This window comes from Myxococcus sp. CA033, assembly GCF_013336625.1.
GTDB lineage: Bacteria > Myxococcota > Myxococcia > Myxococcales > Myxococcaceae > Myxococcus > Myxococcus llanfairpwllgwyngyllgogerychwyrndrobwllllantysiliogogogochensis.
This window is the reverse complement of sequence record NZ_JABUMU010000002.1, coordinates 1,075,005-1,096,749: the sequence shown is the minus strand read 5'-3', so window position 1 is coordinate 1,096,749 and position 21,745 is coordinate 1,075,005. Positions and strand designations below refer to the sequence as shown.

Genomic DNA, 21,745 nt, shown 5'->3' with positions numbered 1-21,745 from the left:
ACCGGCCGAGTCAGGCCGCGCACCAGGACAGTTCGCCCGGCGGTGCCTCAGAAGCGCAGCACCGGGCCCACAATCACCGACTGAATCAGCTTGGCGCACTCGTCCACCGAGTCCCGCGAGAGCTTCACGTCACAGAACTGGAAGGCCGTGGCGGCGGAGATGCCCCAGTGCTCGCTGAACCAGCCATCCACGCCCAGGCGGAAGGCCATGCTCGTGGTGTCCACGTTCTCTCGCAGGAAGTTGCCCATCGCGTCCGGGGTGAAGGTGCTGCCCCAGCTCTTCGACAGCCTCGCGCCCACCCAGGGGGTGATGGGCTTGTCCCGGAAGAAGCGCAGCCGCGCCTCGATTCCCACCGCCTTGTAATCCAGTTGCGTGCGCTCCAGCCGGTTGTCCCTCGCCGCGTCGCGCAGTTCCGTGCCCCACGTCTCGGAGACTTCGGCCAGCAGCCCCAGGGACAGCCCCGGCGGAGACTCCACGCCCAGGTAGGCATGCAGCGCGGGTCCCTTCGCGCTGAAGTCACTCAAATGGTCCAGGGAGATTCCCGCGCCCAGCGAGGCATGACCATTCCAACCGTCCGCCACCGCCTGGGTGCCCACGCCCAGCACGCCCACCAGCGCCACCCACTTCGACACCTTTTTCATGGAGGCCAGTCTATGTCCGACTCGCGCCCGGAGCATGAAGTGGGACTCCGTGTCATGAAGCCAACCGCCCTCCGTCACGGGAGGACGCCCCGCTCCCGCGCCCACCCCCGGCCTTCACCGTCGACGAGCAGGCGTCCCGGTACCGCGAGGCCGGTGGACGTCCGCTGGTATTCCTTCAAGGGGGTGGGTGCTCTTCGCGCTGGCGGAGTCCGGCGGTTAGGCTTTCGTTCATGTCCGTCACCTTTGAAGCCGCGGCCACCGCCGTCCGCGACGCCCTCTCCGACGCGGGACAGGGGCTCGTCGAGCGCGAGGCCATGGTGGAGCTCATCGCGCTGTCCGCCGTCGCCGGTGAGCACCTGCTGGTCATCGGTCCCCCCGGTACCGCGAAGAGCGAGGCCGTGCGCCGCACCGCCCGCGCGCTGGGGGGCTCCTACTTCGAGTACCTGCTGGGCCGCTTCACCGAGCCCTCCGAACTGTTCGGCCCCGTGGACCTGCGCAAGCTGCGCGAGGGTCTGGTGGAGACGGAGACCACGGGCATGTTGCCGGAGGCGGATGTCGCCTTCCTCGACGAGGTCTTCCTCGGCTCCACCGCCATCCTGAACACGCTGCTGGGCCTGCTCAACGAGCGCACGTTCCGCCGGGGCCACACGCGCATGCGCTGCCCCCTGCGCGTCTGCGTGGGCGCCGCCAACGCGCTGCCCGAGGATGAGTCGCTCGCCGCGTTCGCGGACCGCTTCCTGGCGCGCATCTTCGTCGAGCCCGTGCCGGACCCGCGCCTGGAGGACCTGCTCGCGGGCGGGGCCTCGCTGTGGGGCGACGGTACTGGACGCCGCGCCTCCCTGGCCGCGCTGGATGTGCTCGCTCAGGCGGCGCGCGAGGCGGACCTGGCTCCCGTGCGTCCGCATCTGGCCCACGCGCTGCGCTCCCTGCGCGCGGCGGGGCTGTCGCTGTCGGACCGGCGCGCGGTGAAGGTGCAGCGACTGGTGGCCGCCGCAGCCGTGCTCGCGGGGCGCTCCGTGCCGAGCACCGCGGACTTGTGGCCGCTCGTGTACGCGGTGCCGACGAAGGAAGGACAGGCGCTCGCTCGGGAGGTGTTGAGGGAGTTTCTCGCGGCGACGGAGAACCCTGCCCTCTCGGCGGCGGCGCTGGAGGCCAGCGCGGGGCCGTGGGCTCGGGCTCAGCGAATCGTCCAGGCGGGGCAGGTGCTGCTCGCCGAGCGCCCCAGCGACACCGACGCCGAGGCCTTCGCCGCGTGGCACCTCAAGCTGGAGGGCGTGGCGAGGGAGATGGACGCGAGCTTCGCTCCCGAGTTCCTCACCGAGGACCTGAAGGTCCTGCGCGCCGGGCTCACGGAGGCGCTCGCGCTCGTGTCTCCGGTGTCGCTGGAGGCTCGTGGCGCCGGGCTCTCCTGACCGGAGATGTGACGACTGGCGGCGCGGTCCGCGTCGACGACGCGGGGGACGGGTCTTCAAGACGTGCGAGAGGGCGGTGGAGTGGAGTCATGAGCAGTGAAAGTCAGGGGGCCCTGCCGGTGCGCTGGGGACCGCGCGCGGAGGCGCTGGAGCCGCTCGCCGTCATCGGCGTGGGAGAGGTGGCGCGCGTGCTCGCGCGACGGGCCCTTCGGGAGGACGACGCGAAGCTGGGGGCGTGGCGCGGTGTCGCGGGGCAGGGCGTCCTCGTGCTGCTGGGCGCGGCGGAGTCCCTGCCGTGGGTGGATGGCGCCCTGTACCTGGGCCGCGACAGCGCCGCGCCGTCACTGCTGCTGCCCTGTGCGCTCGCGCCGGACGTGGTGGCCTCGCTGCTGGAGCGTGCGTTGCTGGCGCTGGCGGGGGACACCGCCACGCAGCTCGCCGTGCTTCCTGGCTCGTTTCAGCTCGTCTCGGTGGCCTCGGCTCGGCCGGTGCATCGCCCCACGCTCGTCGCTTGGCTCGCGAGCGAGGAAGCCGGCGCGGGAAGGGAAGGGGCGTCATGAGCTCACTGCCTCCCGTGCTGCGCCCGTGGGCGGAGTCGCTCGCGCTGTTCCCCGAGGAAATGGCCACGCACCTGGGGCCGTTCGTGGCCCGGCTGTCCGCGGCCATGGGGGCGTTGCGCCCGCGCGGAGAGACCGCCGGTGGCGAGCCCCAGGGCTATGACGGAATCACCCGCCGGGGCTCGTTCGACCGGCTGCTCGTCAGTGAGTGGCTGTGGGCCCTGGAGGCTCCGGACGAGCTGGTGCGCCGCGCCGCCTTCGGGGAGCTGTCCTTTCTCAAGCCCGCCTTCCGTCAGCCGCAGGGCGCTCGCCGCACCGTCGTGTTGCTGGACGCGGGGCCCGACCAGCTTGGCAACCCTCGCATCGCACACCTCGCGCTGCTCATCGTCATGGCCCGCCGTGCCCAGGCCGCCGGGGCCTCCTTCGCGTGGGGCGTGCTCCAGGCTCCGCCCGAGCGGGGCACCTATTCCGAGGTGACTCCCAGCGTGCTGCTCTCCTGGCTCTCCGCACGCGACGTGGATCCACCCGCCGCCGAGCGACTCGCCGCATGGCATGAGGCCCTGTCCCTGGGCGATGCGCCGGAAGAGACGTGGCTGGTGGGGAGTGCTCGCCTCGCACGGCTGCCCGGTGCGGAGTCGATGTCCCGCATCGAGGTGACGGAGGTGCTGGCCCCCGAGGTGCGCAAGCTCACCGTGGACGTGCGTCCCGCTTCCCGTCCGGTGCGTTCAGTCGTGCTGGACCTGCCGCCTCCCGACGACAGCATTCGTCTGCTGAGAGACCCGTTCCAGAGTCGCGTCGCGAAGCCCGTGTCGATGGCCGGAGGCCAGAAGGCCCGCTCGTTCCACTTCTCGGCGGACGGCTTCCGGCTGGTGATGTTCCACTCCGACGGCGGCGTGTCCGCGATGGCGATTCCCGACTCGTCCAGCTCCACCGCGCCCCGACCTCGGCGCATGAGGCTTCAGCCCGGTCATCTGATGCTCGCCGCAGGGTGGCGCTCGAATGGCGGACTGCTCGCGTTGATGGAACGGCCGGACCGCTATGTCCTCCATGGCACGCTCAAGCCCCAGCCTCCCCGGGCCGACGCGGGTGAGCGGCGCCCGGTGTCCGAGCGGTGGACGCCGGGCCACGCGTCGGAGCTTCCCGTCGCGCACGGAGGCCCCGGCCGGCTGTTCTCGTGGAGGGACCGCGATGGGGAGTCGGTCCTGCTGCTGACGCGGAGCGGAGAGCTCTTCCTCGTCTACCTGGTCAAGGCCGAGCATCGCGTCGAGTTGATGGCGCTGGACAATTCGGTGACGGCGATGGCCCGGGTCCACGGCAAGCTCGTCTACGTCCGCAGTGGCCCCAGCGTTCGCGTGGGCACGGGGTTGCACAGCCTCTATCCCGTGTCTCCGTATCCGCCCAATGTCTGCAAGCCTGTCTACATCGCGCCCTCGGAGGGGCAGCCCTTGCCTTCGCGGACGACGCTCCATGTCGTGGGGCCGGACGCGTCGACGAGCACGGTGCTGGAGGCCCGGGGGGGTGAGTCCTTCTTCGGTCACGCCGTCGGAGTCAAGGTGCCTGGGGACTCGGGGTTGCTCGCGATGAGTCACGGGCCGAGAGTGTGGCGACTGTTTCTCGAGGGTTCTGTCCAGGACCTCCCGGTGCCTCAAGGCTTCCACGTGGTCGGCGTGGGATGCTGCCATGGCTCTCCAGGGCAGGCCGGGCTGGTGGTGCTGGGGCCGGATGAGCGCACCTTGTCGTGGTTCGGCGCGACCGGCCACCACGTGCTTGCTCAGGCCTCGGCTCCGGTGGTGCACGCGGAGCTCAGCCACACCACGTCGCTGCTCGGCTGGCTCACGCAGACCGGGGAGCTGGTGTTGCTGGACCTTCGTGACGGACACGTGCGCTATCGCGCGACGGCGGAGGGCATATGAGGCGCTTCGCCCACGCGAGGGCGGCGCCGCGTCAGCATGTGCACCGGGGCACGGTGAGTGCCTCGGCGTTCTGGTTCGACCCGGAGCTGCTCGGCGAGCAGGAGGCTCGGCGGCGGGTGATGGCGCTGTGGGCGCCGGGCGCGTCCGTGCTGTTCGTGGCGGAGGGTTATCTGCTGCGGCTTCACTGTGCTCAGCGGGTCTCGACGGGGTCGAGCCCGGGTCTGCCCCTCACGCTCGAAGGCGGTGTGCTCACCTCCGCGCCGCTGGCTGCCTCGGAGTGGGCGCGGTTGGGTGCGCCGCGTGACTCGCTCGTGCTCGTGCGAGCGGGCGTCGCCCGGGTCCATCCGCTGTCGAGCGCGCGGGTCGTGGACCTGTCCTCGTGGTTCGACGTGTCCGCGTGGACGGTGCTGCCCACGCGGAGCCTGGGCGCGCCACCTCCACCCGTGGCAGCCGCGGTGGAGCCCGTGGCGCCTGTCACACGCGCCTCCTTCGGTGGCTCCATTCCCGAGCCGTCCGATGAAGCACGGGTGGTGCTCGCGCGCATGGAGGGACGTGCGCCCCCTTCCGATGCCGTCGTGGCCGAGCGTCCTGGACTGCTGGCTCGGCTGCGCTCCGCATGGACGGGGCGGAGTGCCGCGTCATCGGGATCGAGCGGTGACGGCGCCGTCGCAAGCGCTGGAGTGCTGTCGCGACTGCGCTCCCTGTGGGGGGCCGCATCGAAGGCGGAGACAGCGGAGGGCGAGGGTGGAGGAGGAAGCAGGTGGCTCGGCCGCCTCGCGGCGTGGCTGAGGAACACTCCCTCCACGGCGGGCGCGCTGCCCTCGGGTGAAGGCAAGGGCTCCTCCTCGTCAGGCTCGCGGCGCGAGGCCCTGGCTCCGAGGACGCCCTCCCTGTTGGGCCGACTGTGGGCGGCGCTCCGGCCTCGCTCGACGGAGAAGGCGGCGGGCGGTGGACGTGGCGCTCGTGGTGGCCAGACGTCACCTCGGAACGCGGAGCCTCCTCCTGGCCCGGGTTCCCTGGCGCGCCTGTCCCAGTGGCTGCTGCGACACACGCCGCTGGGCGAGCTGCTCGGCCGGCGCAAGGCGGAATATCTGCGTCGCCTGTTCGAGATGTTCGAGGGCGGCGACCTGCACGAAGCGCTGCGCCATGCCATTCCGCTGAATCAGAAGCTGAACGAAAACACCCGCGAGGCGCTCGGTCTGCCGGGACCGCGAGAGGACCTCAAGCTCCGGCTCGGCCCGCGCGGCCCCGCCGCCACTTTCGCGGGAGGCGAAGAACTCTACGAGGCGCTCCGGCAGCGCTACCGCGCGGCCTTGCAGCGCTTCGAGCGCGAAGGTCGCATCGAGGAAGCCGCGTTCATCCTCTCTGAATTGCTGGGCGCGCACGAGGAAGCCGTCGCCTTCCTGGAGCGGCACCGTCGCTTCAAGCTCGCGGCGGAGCTGGCCGAGGGGCGTGCCCTGGCACCCGGTCTGGTGGTGCGTCAGTGGTTTCTCGCGAAGGACCCACAGCGCGCGAAGGCCATCGCCCGGCGCAGCGGCTGCTTCGAGGACGCGGTGCTGCGCCTGGAGAGCACGCATTTCGCGGAGGCACATGAGCTGCGTCTGCTGTGGGGCCAGTCTCGCGCCGAGGCGGGAAGCTGGGTCCAGGCCGTCGAGGCCATCTGGCCGGTGCAGGCGGCTCGGGAGCAAGCGCGCGAGTGGATAGAGCGTGGCGTGGACGTGGGCGGCGTGGGCGGCGCGCGACTCCTGGCGCTGTGGGCGGGCTCGCTTCCGGGAGGACTCGACGCGGCGCGTGCCCGCGTGCTCGCGCTGCTGGACGACGACTCCCTGAATGGCGCGGCGGAGCGGCTGGCCTTCGCCCAGACGCTGGCGAGCGAGCCTCCCTCCGGAGTCCGCTCGGCCTTGCTCGTGCCCACCGTGCGCGCCCTCATGAGGGACAGGGCCCTGGTTCCGGCCCACTTGCCCACCGACTTCATCACCTATTTGCTCAGGGACCTGCCAGACGGCGCGCTGCGCGCGGACCTGCCCGCGCTGGCCCCCAAGGTCCCGTCCCCGTGGACCCGCTTCGTGGTGCAGGCGACCGCCTCGCTCGGGGACGCGGGGCCGTTCGCCATCCATGACGCGGTGGTGCTCCCCTCGGATCGGCTGCTGCTCGCGCTGGGCGAGGCGGGCGCGGTGTTGCTGAGCGCGGAGGGCCGCAGGCTGGCGCACTTCGATGTGCCAGCCTTCTCCCTGGTCGCCTCCATCCATGGGGACCGCGTGCTGGCCATCGCGCGTCGGGGCGAGCTGCACCATGTGTCCCGCGTGGACGTGGTGCGGCGGCGGGCCGCCGCGTGGTGCGACGTGGCCATGCACGCGTGGGCGCCGACGTATGACGGTGAGACATGGTTCGTCGCCTCGGAGCTCACGGTGATGATGCTGGACGCGCAGGCCGCCGAGCCGCGTGCCCTGTGGCGGGTGTCGAAGGTGCCTGGCCCCGTCGCCATGCTGGCCGCGGACGAGACACACCTGTGCTTCGTGACCACCGACGCGGAGTGCTGGGTCTATGCGCTGCAAGACGGCCCCACCCTGCGCTCGCGTGAGCCGTTCGTGGCCCTCGGCAAGGGTGTCTCCGCCGTGCTGCGCTCCTGCGCCATCACCGCCGATGGCGAGGTGCGCGCCTCCGTCCACTTCAGCGACCGCGAGTACCCTCGCCCTGGAGAGGCGGACTGGCTGTGGGTGAAGCCTCAAGGACCGCGCTTCGCCGCGCCGATGTCCGTGGTCGGTGAGTCCCTGGAGCGCGTGAAGTGCTTCCTCTCCGAGTCGTGGCGCGCGGAGCTGACGCTCTTCGACGGGGCCTGGCAGGTCCGCCTGCTCGACGTCCGTGAAGTCATGCGCGCGCGGCTCAACTTCACCTTCGAGGAGTCACCGACTCCCCAGGTCCGCCTCACCAACACCGCGCTGCTCATGTTCGACACACGGGGCCGGATGCTGTGGCTGGACCTGGAGCACGGCACGGTGCGCAACGTCGGCGCCGCGTGAGCCGCATCGGCCCCTGACGTCGGGGTTGAGACAGGATGTCGGAGGAGCGACTTGTTTCAGATACCTCGGGCCCTCCTGTCCTGTCCGCCAGACCCCAGGCTTCGCGTTCGGTGGAGGACAACCCGGGCGTGACGCTCGACGCAGCGCCGGAAATCCAGATTCGCTGAAGTTGGAAGCGAACCAGTGTCATGGACCCATGGCACATCTTGATACGCGCGCCCGGGGTGGTCACCCTGAGTAGGACCATGGCTCTGCGTCTCCAGCTCTCTCCTCCTGCGTTGCGAACGCTCGACCGGTGTCCTGCCCCGGTGAGGCAGAAGCTTCAAGGGGAGCTGGCCGAACTGGCCGCGGGACTCCCGCTCGAGGGGCCGTTGTTGCCCGAGGAGGTGGGGTTGGTGGTGTTGGGCTCCGGCTTCCGCGTCCACTATCTGCTGGAGCAGGAGCACCGCCTGCTGCGGCTCACGGACGTGATGGCGCCGACGTCGCACTGAAGGACGCCGCGAACCCGGGCGGAAGTGTGGCCTGGAGGGCGCATTGCTTCCGAGCGGTTGTCGAAGGGCGGGGGAGTGGCCTAGACCCACGGCACGTCGTGCCCGGCCCGGAACACCCTCTTCGACACGCCCTTGCCCATTCCCCTGGCTGACTTCCTGATTCAAAACCGCGACACCATCCTGGAGGCCTGGGAGGTGGAGGTGCGCTCCATCCCCGCGGCCCAGGCCCTGACGCGCCCCGCGCTCCGCGACGGCCTGCCCGGATTGCTGGAGGGCATCGCGAGGATGATGCGAAAGCCCCAGGCGGAGCTGGCCTCGGGGCTGAGCGCCATCAGCGACCACCACGCCCTGGAGCGCCTGGGCGAGGGCTTCGACCTGCGACAGGTCGTCACCGAGTACCGGCTCCTGCGCGGCTGCGTGCTGCGCCTGTGGTCCGCGCGAGGCCACGCCACGCTCCGCCCCGACGAGGAGCGCATCTTCCACGAGGCGATGGACGAGGCCGTCGCCGCCGCCGTCAGTCGCTACACGCGCGCCCGCGAGCGCACCATCCAGGCCCTGGACCGCATCAGCGCGGCGGCGCTGGGCAGCCCCGACGTGGCGGGCTTCCTGCCCCGGCTGCTCCAGGTGCTGTGCGAGACGGTGGCCGCCGTGGACGTGGCCGTCGTCCTGCTGCGCGACGGCGAGGACTTCCTGCGCGTGGAGAGCGGCGTGGGCGAAGGCGTGGACATCGGGGGGCTCGTGCCCATGGGGCAGGGCTTCGTCGGCACCATCGCCGCGACGCGCGAGCCCTTGCTGGTACACGACGCCAGCGGCGACGAGCGGGCCCACTCCGCCGTGGTGCGCACCTCCGACGTGCGCGCGCTGTACGGCGTCCCGCTCGTCTTGAACGACGTGCTCATCGGCGTGGCCCTCATGGGCAGCCGCGTCAGCACCGAGTTGTCCGAGGAGGACCTGCTGCTGTTTCGCGCCATGGCGTCGCGCGCCACCGGACTGCTCGCCCAGGGCCAGGCCCGGGACCGCGAGCGCGAGGCCCGCGCGGAGGCGGAGGCTTCCCTGAAGCGCCTGCGCGAGAGCGAGGCCGGCCTGCGGCGTTGGGAGGAGGTCTTCTTCCGCCTGGGGGTCGGCGTCGTCGTGGTGTCCGCCGAGGACGACACCCTGCTCGATGTGAATCCCGCCTTCGCGCGCATGCACGGAGCCTCTCCGGAGGAACTCATCGGCCAGCCGCTGGAGGCGACAATCGCGCCCGAGGCCCGGGGCATGCTCCCGCGCCACGCCGCCGCCGCGAACTCCAAGCCCTCGCACGAGTACGAGTCGCTCCACGTGCGCAAGGATGGCAGCCGCTTCCCCGCCTTCTCCCACGTCACGGCCTTTCGCGACGAGACGGGGAAGGTGTCGCGGCGCGTGGCCACCGTGCTGGACATCACCCAACGCCGCGCGGTGGAGACGGACCGGCAGCGGTTGCTGTCCACCATCGAATCGGAGCGCGCGCGGCTGGCCGCCGTGCTGGAGCAATTGCCCGCGGGCGTCTTCATCGCGGACGCCGCCAGCGGCCGGCTGGTGCTCGCCAACCGGCAGGTCGCCATGCTCACCGGGCGCCCCTTCCAGCCCATGTCCAACGTGGACACGTTCGCCACCCTCTACGGCGCCTGTCATCCGGACGGGACACCCTATGCCCCGGACGCGTGGCCGCTGGCGCGCACGCTGAGCACCGGCGAGGTGGTGCAGGGCGAGGAGGCGATGCTGAAGCACGAGGATGGCCACACGCTCACCGTGCTCGTCTCCAGCGCGCCCATCCGCGACAGGGACGGAGAGCTCATCGCCGGGGTCGCCACGCTGGCGGACGTCACCGAGCGCCGCCGCGCGCAGGAGGCCGCGCTCCAGGCGGCCCGCTTCGGCGAGCGCCTCATCGCCATCGTCAGCCATGACCTGCGCAATCCCCTCAATGCCATCCACCTGTCCACCACGCAGTTGCTCCACAGCGAGGTGCTCGCGGAGCGGGAGCGCCGCTTCGTCACGCGCATCGCCCGCTCCAGCGCGCGGATGACGCGGATGATTTCAGAGCTGCTCGACTTCACGCGCGGGCGGCTGGGCGGCGGCATCCCCATCCAGCGCACGCCGGGAGACTTGCGAGCGGTGGTGCGGCAGGGCGTGGAGGAGCTGGAGGCCGCGTGGCCGGAGCGCACCCTGAGGGTGGCGGGGGGCTCCGGCCGGTATGACGGTCAGTGGGACGCGGATCGGCTGCTCCAGGTGGTGAGCAACCTGGGCGGCAACGCGCTCCAGTACAGCGCGCCGGACGCGCCCATCACCCTCACGCTGTCGGACCTGGGCGACACGGTGGTGCTGGAGGTCCACAACCCCGGCGAGCCCATCTCCGCCGAAGCGCTGCCCCACCTGTTCGACCCGTTCCGTCGCGCCACGAGCAGCCACCCGGGCAGCAGCATCAGCGGGGGCCTGGGCCTGGGCCTCTACATCGTCGAGCAGGTGGTGAAGGGCCACGGCGGCCACATCCAGGTGACTTCCACCGAGGCGGACGGCACCGTCTTCAAGGTGACGCTCCCGCGCGTGCCACCCCCGGCCTGACGCGCCGACGCCCTCAGCCTGCCGCGTTCACCACGCGGGCGAGCGTCGCGCGCAGCTCCCAGAGGTCCACCGGCTTGGGCACCGCGGCCTGGACGCCCTCGGGGAGCGGCTGGCTGTTGCCCGCGCCGGACACGACGACGACGGGCAGGGCGCTCAGCCTGGCGTCCTCACGGACATGGCGCATCAGCTCCCACCCGCTCATCACCGGCATCATCAAGTCCAGCAGCACCGCGTCCGGGCGGGGGAGTCGCCTCAGGCGCTCCCATGCCGTCTGGCCGTTGCCCGCCGTCTCCACGGCGAAGCCTTCCATCGTCAGGAACTCCTCCAGCAGCTCCCGGCTATCGGCGTGGTCTTCGACCAGGAGGACGAGGCTTGGCGTGCACATGGAGACTCAGACTCGTACCGAAGGGCCAGGGTCGCCAGCCGCACCGCGTCGATACGTCCACGTCACGACTGCGGGGATGTTCGCTAGCACACGCTTCCGGAATGGGACGTGGGCGGCGTTCAGCTTGCGGGGTCCTCCTCCGGCAGCAGCCTGTCCTCCAGCACCTCTTCGGGGGACTCACCGGCCTGCACGCGCAGCGCGGCGTAGCGCAGGCCCGTCACCTCCGCGAGCGCGTCCGCGCGACCGAACACCTGGCCGGCGCGGCGGGCGTACAGCCGCAGGGTGCGCGCCAGCTCCGCGCCGGTGCCGAAGCGCTCCTCGCGCTCGGGCGCCAGCGTGCCTCGCAAGAGCGGCTGGAAGGCCACGGGCACCGCGCGCAGCGCGTCCTCCAGGTCCTCGCGCGTGTAGGCGCGGATGCGGCGGCGCAGCTCCCGCGCGGCGGCCACGCTGACGGCTTCCTGCATGGCCGAGTCGAGCGCGTGCTCCTGCGTCGGCGTGTCCGACGACAGCGCCTGCTCGCGACGACGGCGGCGCTCCGCCTCGAACCGGTCCGCGCCCTCGAAGAGGTGTCGTCCGGTGAGCAGTTGGAGCAGCACCAGCCCCAGGCTGAACAGGTCCGCGCGTCCATCCAACGCCTGGCGCGCGACGTGCTCGGGGGCGGCGTAGGCGAGGCTGGTGGGATGCTCCTGTCCCTCGGGAGTGCCGGAGAGCACGGACGACGCGGCGCCGAAGTCGAGCAGCTTCACCGCGCCGTGCTCGGTGATGAGGATGTTGTGGGGACCGACGTCGCGGTGGACGACGCGCAGCGCCCGGCCGTGCTCGTCGGTGAGGGTGTGGGCGTGGTGCAGCGCCTCCGCGACCTCGGCGGCGACATAGAGGGAGAAGCCCTCCGTGAAGGGCAGGTGGGCGCGGCCGGAGGCCTCCATGAGCGAGTCCAGCCGGTGGCCGGGGGTGTGCTCGAAGACGAGCACGGGCGCCTCGTCCGGGCCCTTGAGGTCGTGCACGCTGACGACGTTGGGATGGTGCAGCAGCGCGGTGAGCCGGCCTTCCTCCCAGAGCCGGTGCGCGGCCTCGGCGCGCAGCGGGCGCTTGATGACCGCGTAGCCACCGAAGTCCGACTCGTAGCGGCGGCGCGCGAGGAGCAACTCCCCGTGGTGCGCGGCGCCCAGCGACTTGACGAGCTCATAGGAGGCGCGACCGGAGCGCAGCAGCACGTGCGGCTGGGCGGAGGCGTCGGACGACGGGGGCGACATGGCGACTCTCCTCGGACGAACGGACCCGATGGGCCCGCGGGCTCACTCGGAGAGTATGGTCGTCCTCCGGCGGGAAGTCACCTCCTGGGTAGTGTGTCTTCCATCCGCCGCTTCATGGCTCCGAGGCCGGCTTCATGAGCCCGTCCTGGCGCGCGTACTCGCGCACCAGCTCCACCTCGTCCAGCAGCCGCGGCGAGTCAGGGAAGACCTTCTCCGCGCGCTCCGCCAGCCGCAGCCCCTTCTCCAGGGACTCCTTCGTGCGCGTGTCGCCCAGGCCGCGCAGCATGCCGGCCCACGCCTGCTCCAGCGTCTTCAGTGCGTGGGACGAGCCCTCTTCCCACAGCGTCATCGCGTCGTCCTCGCGGCCCCGGATGACGTCCAGGAAGTAGCCCAGCTCCACCAGCGCGGCCGGGTTGCGGCGCGACACGGAGACGGACTGCTCCAGGAGCCGCTGCACCTCGGTGAAGGTGACCTCGGGGTCCACGCCCGGCTCCTCCGCCAGCTGGAGCAGTCGCGCCAGCTCCAGCAGCGCGGGCGCGAAGGTGGGCGCATCCCGCGTCAGCTCGCGCAGCAGGCGCAACTGCTCCGGGCTCGCGGGGGTGGCGTCGCCAGCCTCGCGGGTGGCCAACAGACGCTTCATCAGCTCATCGGCGGTGGGGTGCCCGGCCATGGTGGGTCCTCGGTCTTCGAGCAAGCACTGCTGTTCTGGAGGAACTTGCGGGCCACGTCGAGCCTCGCCTGCACCGCCTCGCGCGAGGCTTCCGCTCCTGAACAGTTTTGAGGCTATGTCTTGATTTTCAGCTTTACGAATGGGAGGTGTCAAGCCGCGAAGTCGGGGCGCGGACGACCTGGGAGGAGGGGCCCACCGCGCGTGGAAGGTCCCATGTCATGCCCTGGACCTCCTGGGTTTCACGCGGGAGCCCTGTCATAGGGGGCCCGGCGGGATTCGGGGGGCGGCGGTGGATGGGGAAGGGGGTGTGTCGGAGGGTAGGACGCGATATCGGGGAGGACCGGGAGACTACCCGGCATATCGGTATTTCGCCTGATGACTTGCTGGGTTATAAGCCCTGTCGGACACGCGTCCGAGGGCGGCCTGTGCCTGTGCAGGCCGGGGCCTCGGCCCGTACTCATAAGGTTGATGCGGTGAAGACCCACCCTGAAGGTTCCGCCTCCACCCGCAAGTCACCCCGGGCACGCCAGGGGCGGCCGAGCGACCGCGCCCGACAATCGCGTCAACAGCTGGAGCGGCGCCTGGCGGTGAGCGTTGGCGAGGAGGCGCGGTCGGCGCGGATGCGCGCGGGGCTGACGCAGGCGGATGTGGCCGAGCGCATCGGCATCGCCGCGGAGGTCTATGGGCGGATGGAGCGCGGGAAGATGATGCCCAGCGTGCCGACGCTGTTCCGCCTGTGTCTGGCGCTGCGCCTGTCGGCGGACGTGGGCCTGGGGCTCGTCACGGCGGCCTCGGTGGGCGCGGCGCTGTGGGAGGAGGACTCGCGGGACAAGGACCACCTGCCGGAGATGCGCCGCCTCCTGCGCACGCTGCGCCGCATGTCGCGCGGTCAGCTCAAGCTGGTGAACCAGGTCGCCGCCGCCATCCTGCCCCAGCGCTGAGCGCGGGGGCGGTGGGGAGATCGCACCATCGGCGCGGACAGCGCGTGGCGGTCCGTCACGCGTGCTTCAGCGGCTTGGAAGACAGAGGGTGTCGGGTGGGCACCGCTCGGGGCCCATCGTCCCGAGCCGGGCGGGCTCCCGGAGCACGGCCGCGTCCTCGTGGGGCCCCGCCGTCTGCTCGGCGGTGAGCGTGGCCGGGGTCGAGGGAATCAAGCTCAGCGCCACCAACACCAGCAGCAGCCCGAAGAGCAGTTGGAGCAGGCGCGCGCGCACGACATGGATGGACGGTGGGGCGATCATTCCGCACGCCCCCCGACGACAGCCCACGTCCACGCAGCCGCCGCGTCCCCCACCGAGCGGGCCGGCGGGGCCAGGGAGAGCAGGCGGGCGTCGCGAGGCGGAAACGCGGACAGCGGCAGGGCGGTGGACGCCAGCCGGCACCAGGACAGGGACAGACAAAGACTCATGACGCGGGGCTCCGGAGTGCGGGGAACTTGGTGAGCCCCCGTGCCCATGTCCTCCCTCCCTCGGAGACAAGGCGCGTGTCGGGTGCGTGACGTGTCGGGTGCGCTTCGTCCAACCCGGGACGGAGTCGAAGGTTTCGCGGTTGCTTCTGCTCTGCGGGTGACGGCTTCGCGGGAGGGGTGCTTGTCACCCTGCCCCGTCCCTGGCCTCATGCATCCAGGGGCCCTCGGGAACAGACGTGACGGAAACGATTCGGGGAAGGCGACGCGGAGGACTCGGCTCGCGCGCGCTCATCGCGGTGTGGCTGCTGGCGCTGCTCGTGCCGGTGCTCCCCGCGCATGCCCAGGCTCCGTCACCACCGGATGGAGGCAGCGCGGATGCGGGCGTGTCCGCGGCGGAAGTCGGCCTCGCGCGCACGGACGCGGGCTGGGCGGTGGAGGTCGTCACGCCGGATGGAGGCGTGGCCGAGCCCGTCTTCATTCCCCCCGCGCTGACGCTAGACGCCCCCGCGCCCTATCCGCCCGAGCTCGCGTCGGAGCGTGTCTCGGGCGTGGTCCAACTGGAGCTGCTGGTCGACGACGCGGGGGAGGTCGAATCCGCCACGCTGGTGCGGGGCGTCCACCCGCTGTTGGACAAAGCCGCGCTGCACGCCGCGCCGTCCCTGCGCTTCTCGCCCGCCACCGTGGATGGACAGCCGGTACCGGTGCGCCTGTCCTTCGAGTACCGCTTCGAGGCGCCCGTCGTCGCCGAGGATGCTCGCCCCGAAGGCCCCGTCACCTTGCGTGGACTGGTGCGCACCAAGGGCAACCGGCGCCCCGTCGTCGGCGCCACGCTGGTGTCGGACAGCGTGCCGGACGCGCCGGTGCAGACGGACACGCAGGGCCGCTTCGAGGCGCGCTGGCCCTCGGGAGGACATCGCGTCCGCGTGTCCGCGCCCGGCCACAAGCCCGGCCTCTTCCGCGAGGAGCTCGGGACGCAGGAGGCGCTGGAGGTGGTGTACGGGCTTGCGCCGCTCGTCATCAATCCCTACGAGACGGTGGTGCGAGGAGACCGCGAGCGCACCGAGGTCAGCCGCGTCACGTTGCACGACGCGGAGCTGCGCGAAGTGCCCGGCACCATGGGCGACCCGTTCCGCGTCATCATGTTGCTGCCGGGCGTGAGCAGCATGTTGTCCGGCGTGGCCTACCCCGTGGTGCGCGGCAGCCAGCCCGCGGCCACCGGCTACTTCCTGGATGGCATCCGCGTCCCCATCCTCTTCCATCTCTTCCTCGGCCCCGCGGTCATCCACCCGGACTTCATCGACGCCATCGACTTCTTCCCGGGCTCACCACCGCCCCGCTACGGGCGGCTGCTGGGCGGGGCGATTGAAGGCCGGCTCAGCAGGCCGCGCGATGACCGCGTCCACGGCAGCGCCTACGCGGACCTCATCAACGCGGGCTTCTTCCTGGAGACGCCGTTCGTCTCCACCGGCACCAACGTCAGCCTCGCGGGCCGCTACTCCTATACGCCGTGGCTCATCGCGCTCGCGGCCAACAAGCTCCAGGACCCGCCCCAGTCGGGCCGCCTCAACCCGAAGGTCATCCTCGACTTCTGGGACTACCAGCTGCGCGTGGAGCAGGACGTGGGGCAGGGCAAGCTGAGGCTGTTCGCGTTCGGCTCGTCGGACACGTTCGGCTCCGAGTCGCAGGACGAGTTCGGAGACACCGCGCTGCAGTCCATCATCTTCCACCGCGTGGACCTGCGGCACCGCCACCCGCTGGCCGGCGGCGAGTTCGAAATCGGCGCGACGTGGGGCCTGGACCGCTTCGCCGTCACCAGCAGCACCCCGCCGAGCGACGCGACGTCCGTCTTCATCGACCAGGGCACCTGGTCCGCGCGCCTGGGCTACACCGCGCCGCTGGACCCCAAAGTCACCCTGCGGCTGGGTGGCGACGTGGACCACAAGCGCGCCATCGTCGACTTCTACGAGCTGAACCCGGACGAGGAGACGGCCGAGTTCGCCCCGGTGGCGCTGGCCACCTTCCTGGGCGCGTGGGCGGAGCTGGTGTGGCAGCCCACTCCCAAGTGGTCCGTGGTGCCGGGGCTTCGCGTGGACAACTACCACCTGTCCCCGGGCATCGACCGCACCGCGCTGGAGCCGCGCCTCACCTTGCGCCACCAGCTCACCGACTCGCTCGTCCTCAAGGGCTCCGCGGGCCTGTTCCACCAGCCGCCCACTTCACTCATCAGCCTGCCCGTGGTGGACGTGGGCAGCCTGCTGTTGGGGCTCCAGGAGGGCGCGCAGTTCTCGTTCGGCGCGGAGTGGAAGGCGCTCCAGGGGCTGGAGCTGGGCATGGACGTCTACGTCAACCCGCTGGTGCGGACCATCGAGCTGACGCCCTTCTCCGACGAGGGCCTGGTGGATGACCCAGACCCGCTGCCCGCGCCGGACCAGGACCCGGGCATCCCGAACCGCGACGACATCAACTTCCCCGACTTCAAGAGCCACGGCCTCGCGTATGGACTGGAGCTGCTCGTCCGCCATCCGCTGGGCGACAACTGGTTCGGCTGGCTCTCGTACACGCTGCAGCGCAGTGTCCGGCGCACGCGTTTCTACCGGTACGACGTGGAGGGCAACGTGCTGGGCGAGGCGTCCGCGGACCTGCCCTTCGCCTTCGACCAGTCCCACGTGCTCAACCTGGTGCTCAGCTACAAGTTCTCCAACAGCGTCACCCTGGGCGGCGTGCTGCACTTCAACACCGGCCGTCCGGAGTACGGAACGCTGGGCACGCAGACCCACCGCGCGGGACAGGACAGCTCCGGCAGGCCGTCGTGGGTGAAGGTGGACCGGGACTCCGTGGACCGGCTGCCGCCCTTCTTCCGCTTCGACGTGCGCCTGTCCAAGTCGTGGGTGTACGAGACCTTCAGCCTGGAGGCCTACCTGGACATGCTCAATGTCACCATCAGTCAGGAGACGGTGAGCTTTGAGTACGACGGAGGAGGCGGCCGACCGCTCTCCAAGGAGGCCGTGGGGCTGCCCATCGTCCTGCCCATCCTGGGCGCGAAGGGGCGATACTGAACCTGGCGAGTGATGGATAACGCACGCTTGCCGTCTCTCCCCGTGAGCGACCCCGACAAGCAGACTGCTGGCACGGTTTGATTCCGGGCCGAGGAGTGTTGATGGGAGCCGGCCTGCCCTCGGGTCGGATGGACACTCCCAGGCTTCGACGGTGGACCGCCCCGACATCCAGGTGAAGACTCCATGTTCCACGAAGGGATAGCGACGATGGCGGAATGGTTGCGGTGGCGGGGAACGCCCCCACATGGCGCGGCGGGCGCTCAGGGGGGCTCGAGCGCCTCGCAGTCGCCGGACGCGTCCCCCGACAGCACTGGCCTCGTGGGTGTTGAAGCTCCGGGCGTGCTGCTGGTCGACGACAACCCCGCCAACCTGGTGTCGCTGGAGGCCATCCTGGAGCCGCTGGGCGTGCGGCTCGCGAAGGCGTCCTCCGGAGAGCAGGCGCTGCGCTTCCTCCTGCGCGAGGACTACGCCGTCATCCTGCTGGACGTGCGGATGGCGGGGATGAACGGCTTCGAGACGGCCTCCCTCATCAAGCAGCGGGAGCGCACGCGCAACGTCCCCATCATCTTCCTCACCGCGTACGGGCGCGATGACTCGGAGCTGGTCGCCGGCTACTCCACCGGCGCGGTGGACTTCCTGCAGAAGCCCTTCCCGCCGGAAGTGCTTCGCTCGAAGGTCACCGTCTTCGTGGAGCTGTTCCGCGCGCAGCACCAGGTGCGCGCGCAGGCGGAGCTGTTGCGACAGAAGGAAGCGGAGGCGCGCGAGCTGGCGCACCGCGCTGCGGGCCACATCGACCGGCTGCGCGACTTCACCGCGCGGCTGTCGGAGGCCAGCACGGTGGCGGAGGTGTGCCGCGCGCTCTTCGAGCAGGGGTTGGTGGCCGCGGGCGCGAAGGCGGGCGCGGTGAACCTCCTGAATGACGAAGGGGACGCGCTCGAAATCGTGGACGCGGTGGGCTACCCCGAGCAGGTGCTGGCCAAGTGGCGCCGCATCCCCCTGTCCAACCCGGTGCCGCTCACGGAGGCGGTGCGCGAGCAGCGGCCCATCTGGCTGGGCTCATTGGAGGACTGGCAGGGGCGCTATCCGCACCTGAATGCGTACGGCATCCACGAGTCCGCCATCGCCCTGCCGCTGCTCGTGAAGGGGCGGGCGCTGGGGGCCATTGGCCTGTCCTTCGCGCGGGCGCGGCTGTTCACGGAGATGGACCGGGCCTTCTTCTCCGCGCTGGCGCACGCGTGCGCGCAGGCGCTGGAGCAGGTGCGCCTCATCACCGAGGAGCGCCGCGTGCACGAGGAGCTGCGGCGGCGCTCGGAGTTCGAGCAGCAGCTGGTGGGAATCGTGTCGCACGACTTGCGCAACCCCCTGGCGGCCATCTCCATGTCGGTGGGTCTCCTGGAGAAGAAGGGCGAGCTGTCCGACATGCAGCGGCGCACGGTGCAGCGCATCGGTCAGGCCAGCGAGCGCGCGGCGCGGATGATTCGCGACCTGTTGGACTTCACCAAGGCGCGGCTGGGCGGCGGCATCGCCCTGCACCGAACACCCACGGACCTCCGGGAGGTGGTGACGCAGGTGCTGGACGAGGTGCAGGGCGCCCACCCCGGCCGGCCCGTGCAGGTGGACGTGGCGCCGGACGTGCGGGGGGAATGGGACCCGGACCGCATCGCCCAGGTGCTGACCAACCTGCTCTCCAACGCGCTGGCCTACAGCCCGCCGGAGGCTCCGGTGCGGGTGCGCACGTTCGCGGAGGCAGGCCAGGCGATGGTGAGTGTCTACAACGGTGGGGACCCCATCCCGCCCGAACTCATGTCGCGCCTGTTCGAGCCGATGACGCGAGGCATGCTCAAGGAAGGCCAGTCCAGCCGCAGCATCGGCCTGGGCCTCTACATCGTCCGGGACATCATCCGCGGCCACGGTGGCAGCGTGGACGTGGTGTCCTCGCAGGAGGACGGCACCACCTTCACGGTACGCCTGCCCCGGCTCCAGGACTGAGGAGGTGGGTGTGATGCCTTCCTGCCCCGTGGGGCAGTGGCGGGTGTCGCCCACGGTGCACTTTGCTCCCGGAAGCGGGAGGGGCGGGGGGCGAGCCGGTCCGGGCGTCGGGGGTGGGGGAGGACGTGGCTTGAGCCACACAGTGCTTACGGGTGAGCACTGCGGCAATCGCTGTACCCGAGGACAAGTTCGCGACACCTCGGACATGGCACTCTCTACCAACGCGTGTTCCGCGCCCCAGTCTCCGCACGTGGACTGGAGGGGTGCTGGGCGCCGGGGGGAAGTCGATGGTGAGCCTGTCGTCGTTGCCAGGGAATGCCCTGGCACGGTCGCTCCATGCCGGAAGTCCCGCACCGTGCATGCGCTTGGAAGCGCTGCGGGGACCGGCGGGCGAGGTGCTCGACTTCCAGTGGTCGTCGCTCAACGCGGCGGCCGAGCACTTCGTGCATGACTGGGGCGTGCCCTCCTGTGTCTCGCGCTGGGTGCAGCAGGGCCTGCGCGGCGTGGAGCTGGAGGCGTGCGTGCGGGTCTGGGCCACGGGCGTGCCCCTGTCCTCGACGTTGCGCCTGTCCCGCGACGGGCTGGACGCATGCTTCCAGGTGGTGGGCGTCAAGGAGGCGGACGGCCTGGCGCTGTGGTTGTTGGAGCCGTCACCGGAGGACGCGGCGGGGCTGCGCGACGCGCTGGAGCGGGAGCGGGAGGCCCGGCGGCGCGCGGAGGGGGCGCTGGAGAACACCCGGGACGTGCAGGCCCGCGAGGAGCTCTTGCGGCTGGCCCTGTCCAAGGCGCGCATGGTGGCGTGGGAGTGGACGGAGGCGCGGCGCGTGGTGACGTGGTCCCAGGACGCGGACGCGTTTTTTGGCCAGGCGCCAGCAACGCTGGGCACCTCGCTGCCGAGCTTCCTGTCCTGTGTGGTGGTGGAGGACCGGCACCGCGTCGCGCGGGGAATCGAACAGGCGCTGGCGGTGGACGGGGCCTACACGCTGAAGTTCCGCTGTCGGCACGCGGACGGCACCACGCACTGGTACGAGGCGGTGGGACAGAGCTTCCACGAGGCGGAGCGGCCGCACCGCATGGTGGGCGTGGTGGCGGACTGCACCGAGCGCGAGCAGGCGGAGTCCGCGCTGCGGGAGGCGGAGGAGCGCTACCGGCTGGCCGCTCGCGCCACGCATGACGTGCTGTGGGACTGCGACCTGGCGACGGGGCGCGTGCGCTGGGATGCCGGACAGGAGGAGCTGTTCGGCTACGGACGCGACGCGGCGGACCATGAGCTGGGCTGGTGGACGCAGCGGCTGCACCCGGACGAGCGCGACGCGGTGGCGGACGGGCTGCGCGACTTCGTGGCGTCCACCCGGGCCGCGTGGCAGGCGGAGTACCGCTTCCTGCGCCATGACGGAAGCTGGGCCCATGTGTTGGACCGGGGCGTGCTGTCGCGTGACGCGGCGGGCCGGCCGGTGCGGATGATTGGCTCGATGATGGACATCACCGAGCGCAAGCACGCGTTGGAGCGGCTGGCGGAGGAGGCGGAGTTCCGCGAGCGCTTCATCGGGATTCTGGGCCACGATTTGCGCAACCCCCTCAACGCCATAACCCTGTCCGCCCGGGCCCTGCGGCGCCGCGCCCCCATCAGCTCCACCCAGCAGCAGATGGCCCAGCGCATCGAGGCGTCCGCGGAGCGGATGGGCACCATGATTTCGGACATCCTCGACCTCACGCGGGCGAGGCTGTCCGGCGGCATCCCCCTGCAAGTGGCGCCGGCGAATCTCTCCACCGTGTGTCAGCAGGTGGTGGAGGAGCTGTCCGCGGTCCATCCGGACCGCTACATCGCCTTCGACGTGGACGGCCGCTGTGACGGGCTGTGGGACGCGGACCGGCTGGCGCAGGTGCTCAGCAACCTGGTGGGTAATGCGCTGGAGCACGGCGCCCAGGACGCACCCGTGCTGCTGCGGTGTCTGGATTATGAGACGCGCCAGGTGGTGGAGGTCCACAACCCCGGCGCGCCCATTCCCGCGCCGCAGCTGGCCACGCTGTTCGACCCGTTCCGTCAGGCCGGCGCCGCGCGCGAGAAGGGCCGACGACGGGGTGGGCTGGGACTCGGCCTGTTCATCGTCCGGGAGATTGTCCACGCGCATGGTGGCAGCGTGGACGTGCGTTCCTCGGAGCTGGACGGCACGACGTTCACCGTGACGCTGCCGCGCGACGCCCGCCGCGCGGCGCGGTGATGTTTCAAGAACGTCTCGCGGTGTGTCACGGCCAGTGAATCATCGTCAACCGTGAGTCGATACACGGCTGAAGCGTCAGCCGTTTCACGATGTCCCTGTCTGACGCACGACCCCAGCGGAAGAATTGCACGTGGGTACACCTGTCGCT

The 21,745-nt window shown here is 71.1% G+C and carries 16 protein-coding genes; 10 read left to right on the top strand and 6 right to left on the bottom strand.

The annotated features are described in order from the left end of the window. Positions 1-47: 47 nt before the first annotated feature. Positions 48-641, bottom strand: coding sequence for a porin family protein (locus HUA78_RS10300; protein WP_141640460.1), 594 nt, complete (start codon positions 639-641; stop codon positions 48-50). A 230-nt stretch (positions 642-871) separates the two neighbouring features. Between HUA78_RS10300 and HUA78_RS10295 the strand changes: the two genes are divergently transcribed. The 6 genes from HUA78_RS10295 to HUA78_RS10270 all read left to right on the top strand — a co-directional run bounded on the left by HUA78_RS10295 (position 872) and on the right by HUA78_RS10270 (position 10,614). After that, a complete protein-coding gene (locus tag HUA78_RS10295; protein WP_174476177.1) occupies positions 872-2,053 on the top strand; it encodes an AAA family ATPase in 1,182 nt (393 codons plus the stop codon). An 89-nt stretch (positions 2,054-2,142) separates the two neighbouring features. Continuing rightward, a complete protein-coding gene (locus HUA78_RS10290; protein WP_174453877.1) occupies positions 2,143-2,613 on the top strand; it encodes a hypothetical protein in 471 nt (156 codons plus the stop codon). Next, positions 2,610-4,523, top strand: a complete 1,914-nt coding sequence (locus HUA78_RS10285; RefSeq protein WP_174465520.1) for a hypothetical protein — start codon at positions 2,610-2,612, stop codon at positions 4,521-4,523. Before HUA78_RS10290 ends, HUA78_RS10285 begins: the two co-directional genes overlap by 4 nt. Next, the gene (locus HUA78_RS10280; protein WP_174476176.1) at positions 4,520-7,543 is read left to right on the top strand and encodes a bpX6 domain-containing protein; all 3,024 of its coding nucleotides are present in this window, start codon (positions 4,520-4,522) and stop codon (positions 7,541-7,543) included. Before HUA78_RS10285 ends, HUA78_RS10280 begins: the two co-directional genes overlap by 4 nt. A gap of 245 nt (positions 7,544-7,788) precedes the next feature. After that, the gene (locus HUA78_RS10275; protein WP_141640468.1) at positions 7,789-8,034 is read left to right on the top strand and encodes a hypothetical protein; all 246 of its coding nucleotides are present in this window, start codon (positions 7,789-7,791) and stop codon (positions 8,032-8,034) included. 132 nt (positions 8,035-8,166) lie between these two features. Next, the gene (locus HUA78_RS10270; protein ID WP_174476175.1) at positions 8,167-10,614 is read left to right on the top strand and encodes a PAS domain S-box protein; all 2,448 of its coding nucleotides are present in this window, start codon (positions 8,167-8,169) and stop codon (positions 10,612-10,614) included. Between the two features lie 13 nt (positions 10,615-10,627). Here the strand turns inward: HUA78_RS10270 and HUA78_RS10265 are convergent, their stop codons facing one another. The 3 genes from HUA78_RS10265 to HUA78_RS10255 all read right to left on the bottom strand — a co-directional run bounded on the left by HUA78_RS10265 (position 10,628) and on the right by HUA78_RS10255 (position 12,922). Next, positions 10,628-10,999 carry a response regulator gene (locus HUA78_RS10265; protein ID WP_141640470.1) on the bottom strand — a complete coding sequence of 124 codons (372 nt, stop codon included), beginning with the start codon at positions 10,997-10,999 and terminating at the stop codon, positions 10,628-10,630. 119 nt (positions 11,000-11,118) lie between these two features. Further along, positions 11,119-12,252, bottom strand: a complete 1,134-nt coding sequence (locus tag HUA78_RS10260) for a protein kinase (protein WP_174453882.1) — start codon at positions 12,250-12,252, stop codon at positions 11,119-11,121. 112 nt (positions 12,253-12,364) lie between these two features. Further along, entirely contained in the window at positions 12,365-12,922 is a 558-nt protein-coding gene (locus HUA78_RS10255) for a hypothetical protein (protein ID WP_141640472.1), read from the bottom strand. Positions 12,923-13,491: 569 nt separating this feature from the next. Between HUA78_RS10255 and HUA78_RS10250 the strand changes: the two genes are divergently transcribed. Further along, entirely contained in the window at positions 13,492-13,863 is a 372-nt protein-coding gene (locus HUA78_RS10250; protein ID WP_046716786.1) for a helix-turn-helix domain-containing protein, read from the top strand. 66 nt (positions 13,864-13,929) lie between these two features. Here the strand turns inward: HUA78_RS10250 and HUA78_RS10245 are convergent, their stop codons facing one another. Together HUA78_RS10245 and HUA78_RS10240 are read right to left on the bottom strand one after the other, a co-directional pair. After that, on the bottom strand, positions 13,930-14,163 hold the full coding sequence (locus tag HUA78_RS10245) for a hypothetical protein (protein WP_141640473.1): 234 nt from the start codon (positions 14,161-14,163) through the stop codon (positions 13,930-13,932). Beyond that, entirely contained in the window at positions 14,160-14,330 is a 171-nt protein-coding gene (locus HUA78_RS10240) for a hypothetical protein (RefSeq protein WP_174460693.1), read from the bottom strand. Before HUA78_RS10240 ends, HUA78_RS10245 begins: the two co-directional genes overlap by 4 nt. Positions 14,331-14,647: 317 nt before the next feature. Between HUA78_RS10240 and HUA78_RS10235 the strand changes: the two genes are divergently transcribed. From HUA78_RS10235 to HUA78_RS10225, 3 genes are all read left to right on the top strand, one after another. Continuing rightward, complete coding sequence (locus HUA78_RS10235; RefSeq protein WP_371745544.1) at positions 14,648-17,386, top strand: TonB family protein; 2,739 nt, start codon at positions 14,648-14,650, stop codon at positions 17,384-17,386. 318 nt (positions 17,387-17,704) lie between these two features. After that, a complete protein-coding gene (locus tag HUA78_RS10230) occupies positions 17,705-19,375 on the top strand; it encodes a response regulator (RefSeq protein WP_371745542.1) in 1,671 nt (556 codons plus the stop codon). Between the two features lie 359 nt (positions 19,376-19,734). Further along, on the top strand, positions 19,735-21,597 hold the full coding sequence (locus HUA78_RS10225; protein WP_174476173.1) for a sensor histidine kinase: 1,863 nt from the start codon (positions 19,735-19,737) through the stop codon (positions 21,595-21,597). Positions 21,598-21,745: the final 148 nt, after the last annotated feature.

What these genes read in the sequence shown, in the direction of transcription:
- HUA78_RS10245 (WP_141640473.1), bottom strand. Translation starts at nt 14,163, where the DNA reads ATGATCGCCCCACCGTCCATCCATGTCGTGCGCGCGCGCCTGCTCCAA.
- HUA78_RS10285 (WP_174465520.1), top strand. Translation starts at nt 2,610, where the DNA reads ATGAGCTCACTGCCTCCCGTGCTGCGCCCGTGGGCGGAGTCGCTCGCG.
- HUA78_RS10240 (WP_174460693.1), bottom strand. Translation starts at nt 14,330, where the DNA reads ATGAGTCTTTGTCTGTCCCTGTCCTGGTGCCGGCTGGCGTCCACCGCC.
- HUA78_RS10225 (WP_174476173.1), top strand. Translation starts at nt 19,735, where the DNA reads ATGCGCTTGGAAGCGCTGCGGGGACCGGCGGGCGAGGTGCTCGACTTC.
- HUA78_RS10295 (WP_174476177.1), top strand. Translation starts at nt 872, where the DNA reads ATGTCCGTCACCTTTGAAGCCGCGGCCACCGCCGTCCGCGACGCCCTC.
- HUA78_RS10275 (WP_141640468.1), top strand. Translation starts at nt 7,789, where the DNA reads ATGGCTCTGCGTCTCCAGCTCTCTCCTCCTGCGTTGCGAACGCTCGAC.
- HUA78_RS10300 (WP_141640460.1), bottom strand. Translation starts at nt 641, where the DNA reads ATGAAAAAGGTGTCGAAGTGGGTGGCGCTGGTGGGCGTGCTGGGCGTG.
- HUA78_RS10260 (WP_174453882.1), bottom strand. Translation starts at nt 12,252, where the DNA reads ATGTCGCCCCCGTCGTCCGACGCCTCCGCCCAGCCGCACGTGCTGCTG.
- HUA78_RS10280 (WP_174476176.1), top strand. Translation starts at nt 4,520, where the DNA reads ATGAGGCGCTTCGCCCACGCGAGGGCGGCGCCGCGTCAGCATGTGCAC.
- HUA78_RS10255 (WP_141640472.1), bottom strand. Translation starts at nt 12,922, where the DNA reads ATGGCCGGGCACCCCACCGCCGATGAGCTGATGAAGCGTCTGTTGGCC.
- HUA78_RS10290 (WP_174453877.1), top strand. Translation starts at nt 2,143, where the DNA reads ATGAGCAGTGAAAGTCAGGGGGCCCTGCCGGTGCGCTGGGGACCGCGC.
- HUA78_RS10265 (WP_141640470.1), bottom strand. Translation starts at nt 10,999, where the DNA reads ATGTGCACGCCAAGCCTCGTCCTCCTGGTCGAAGACCACGCCGATAGC.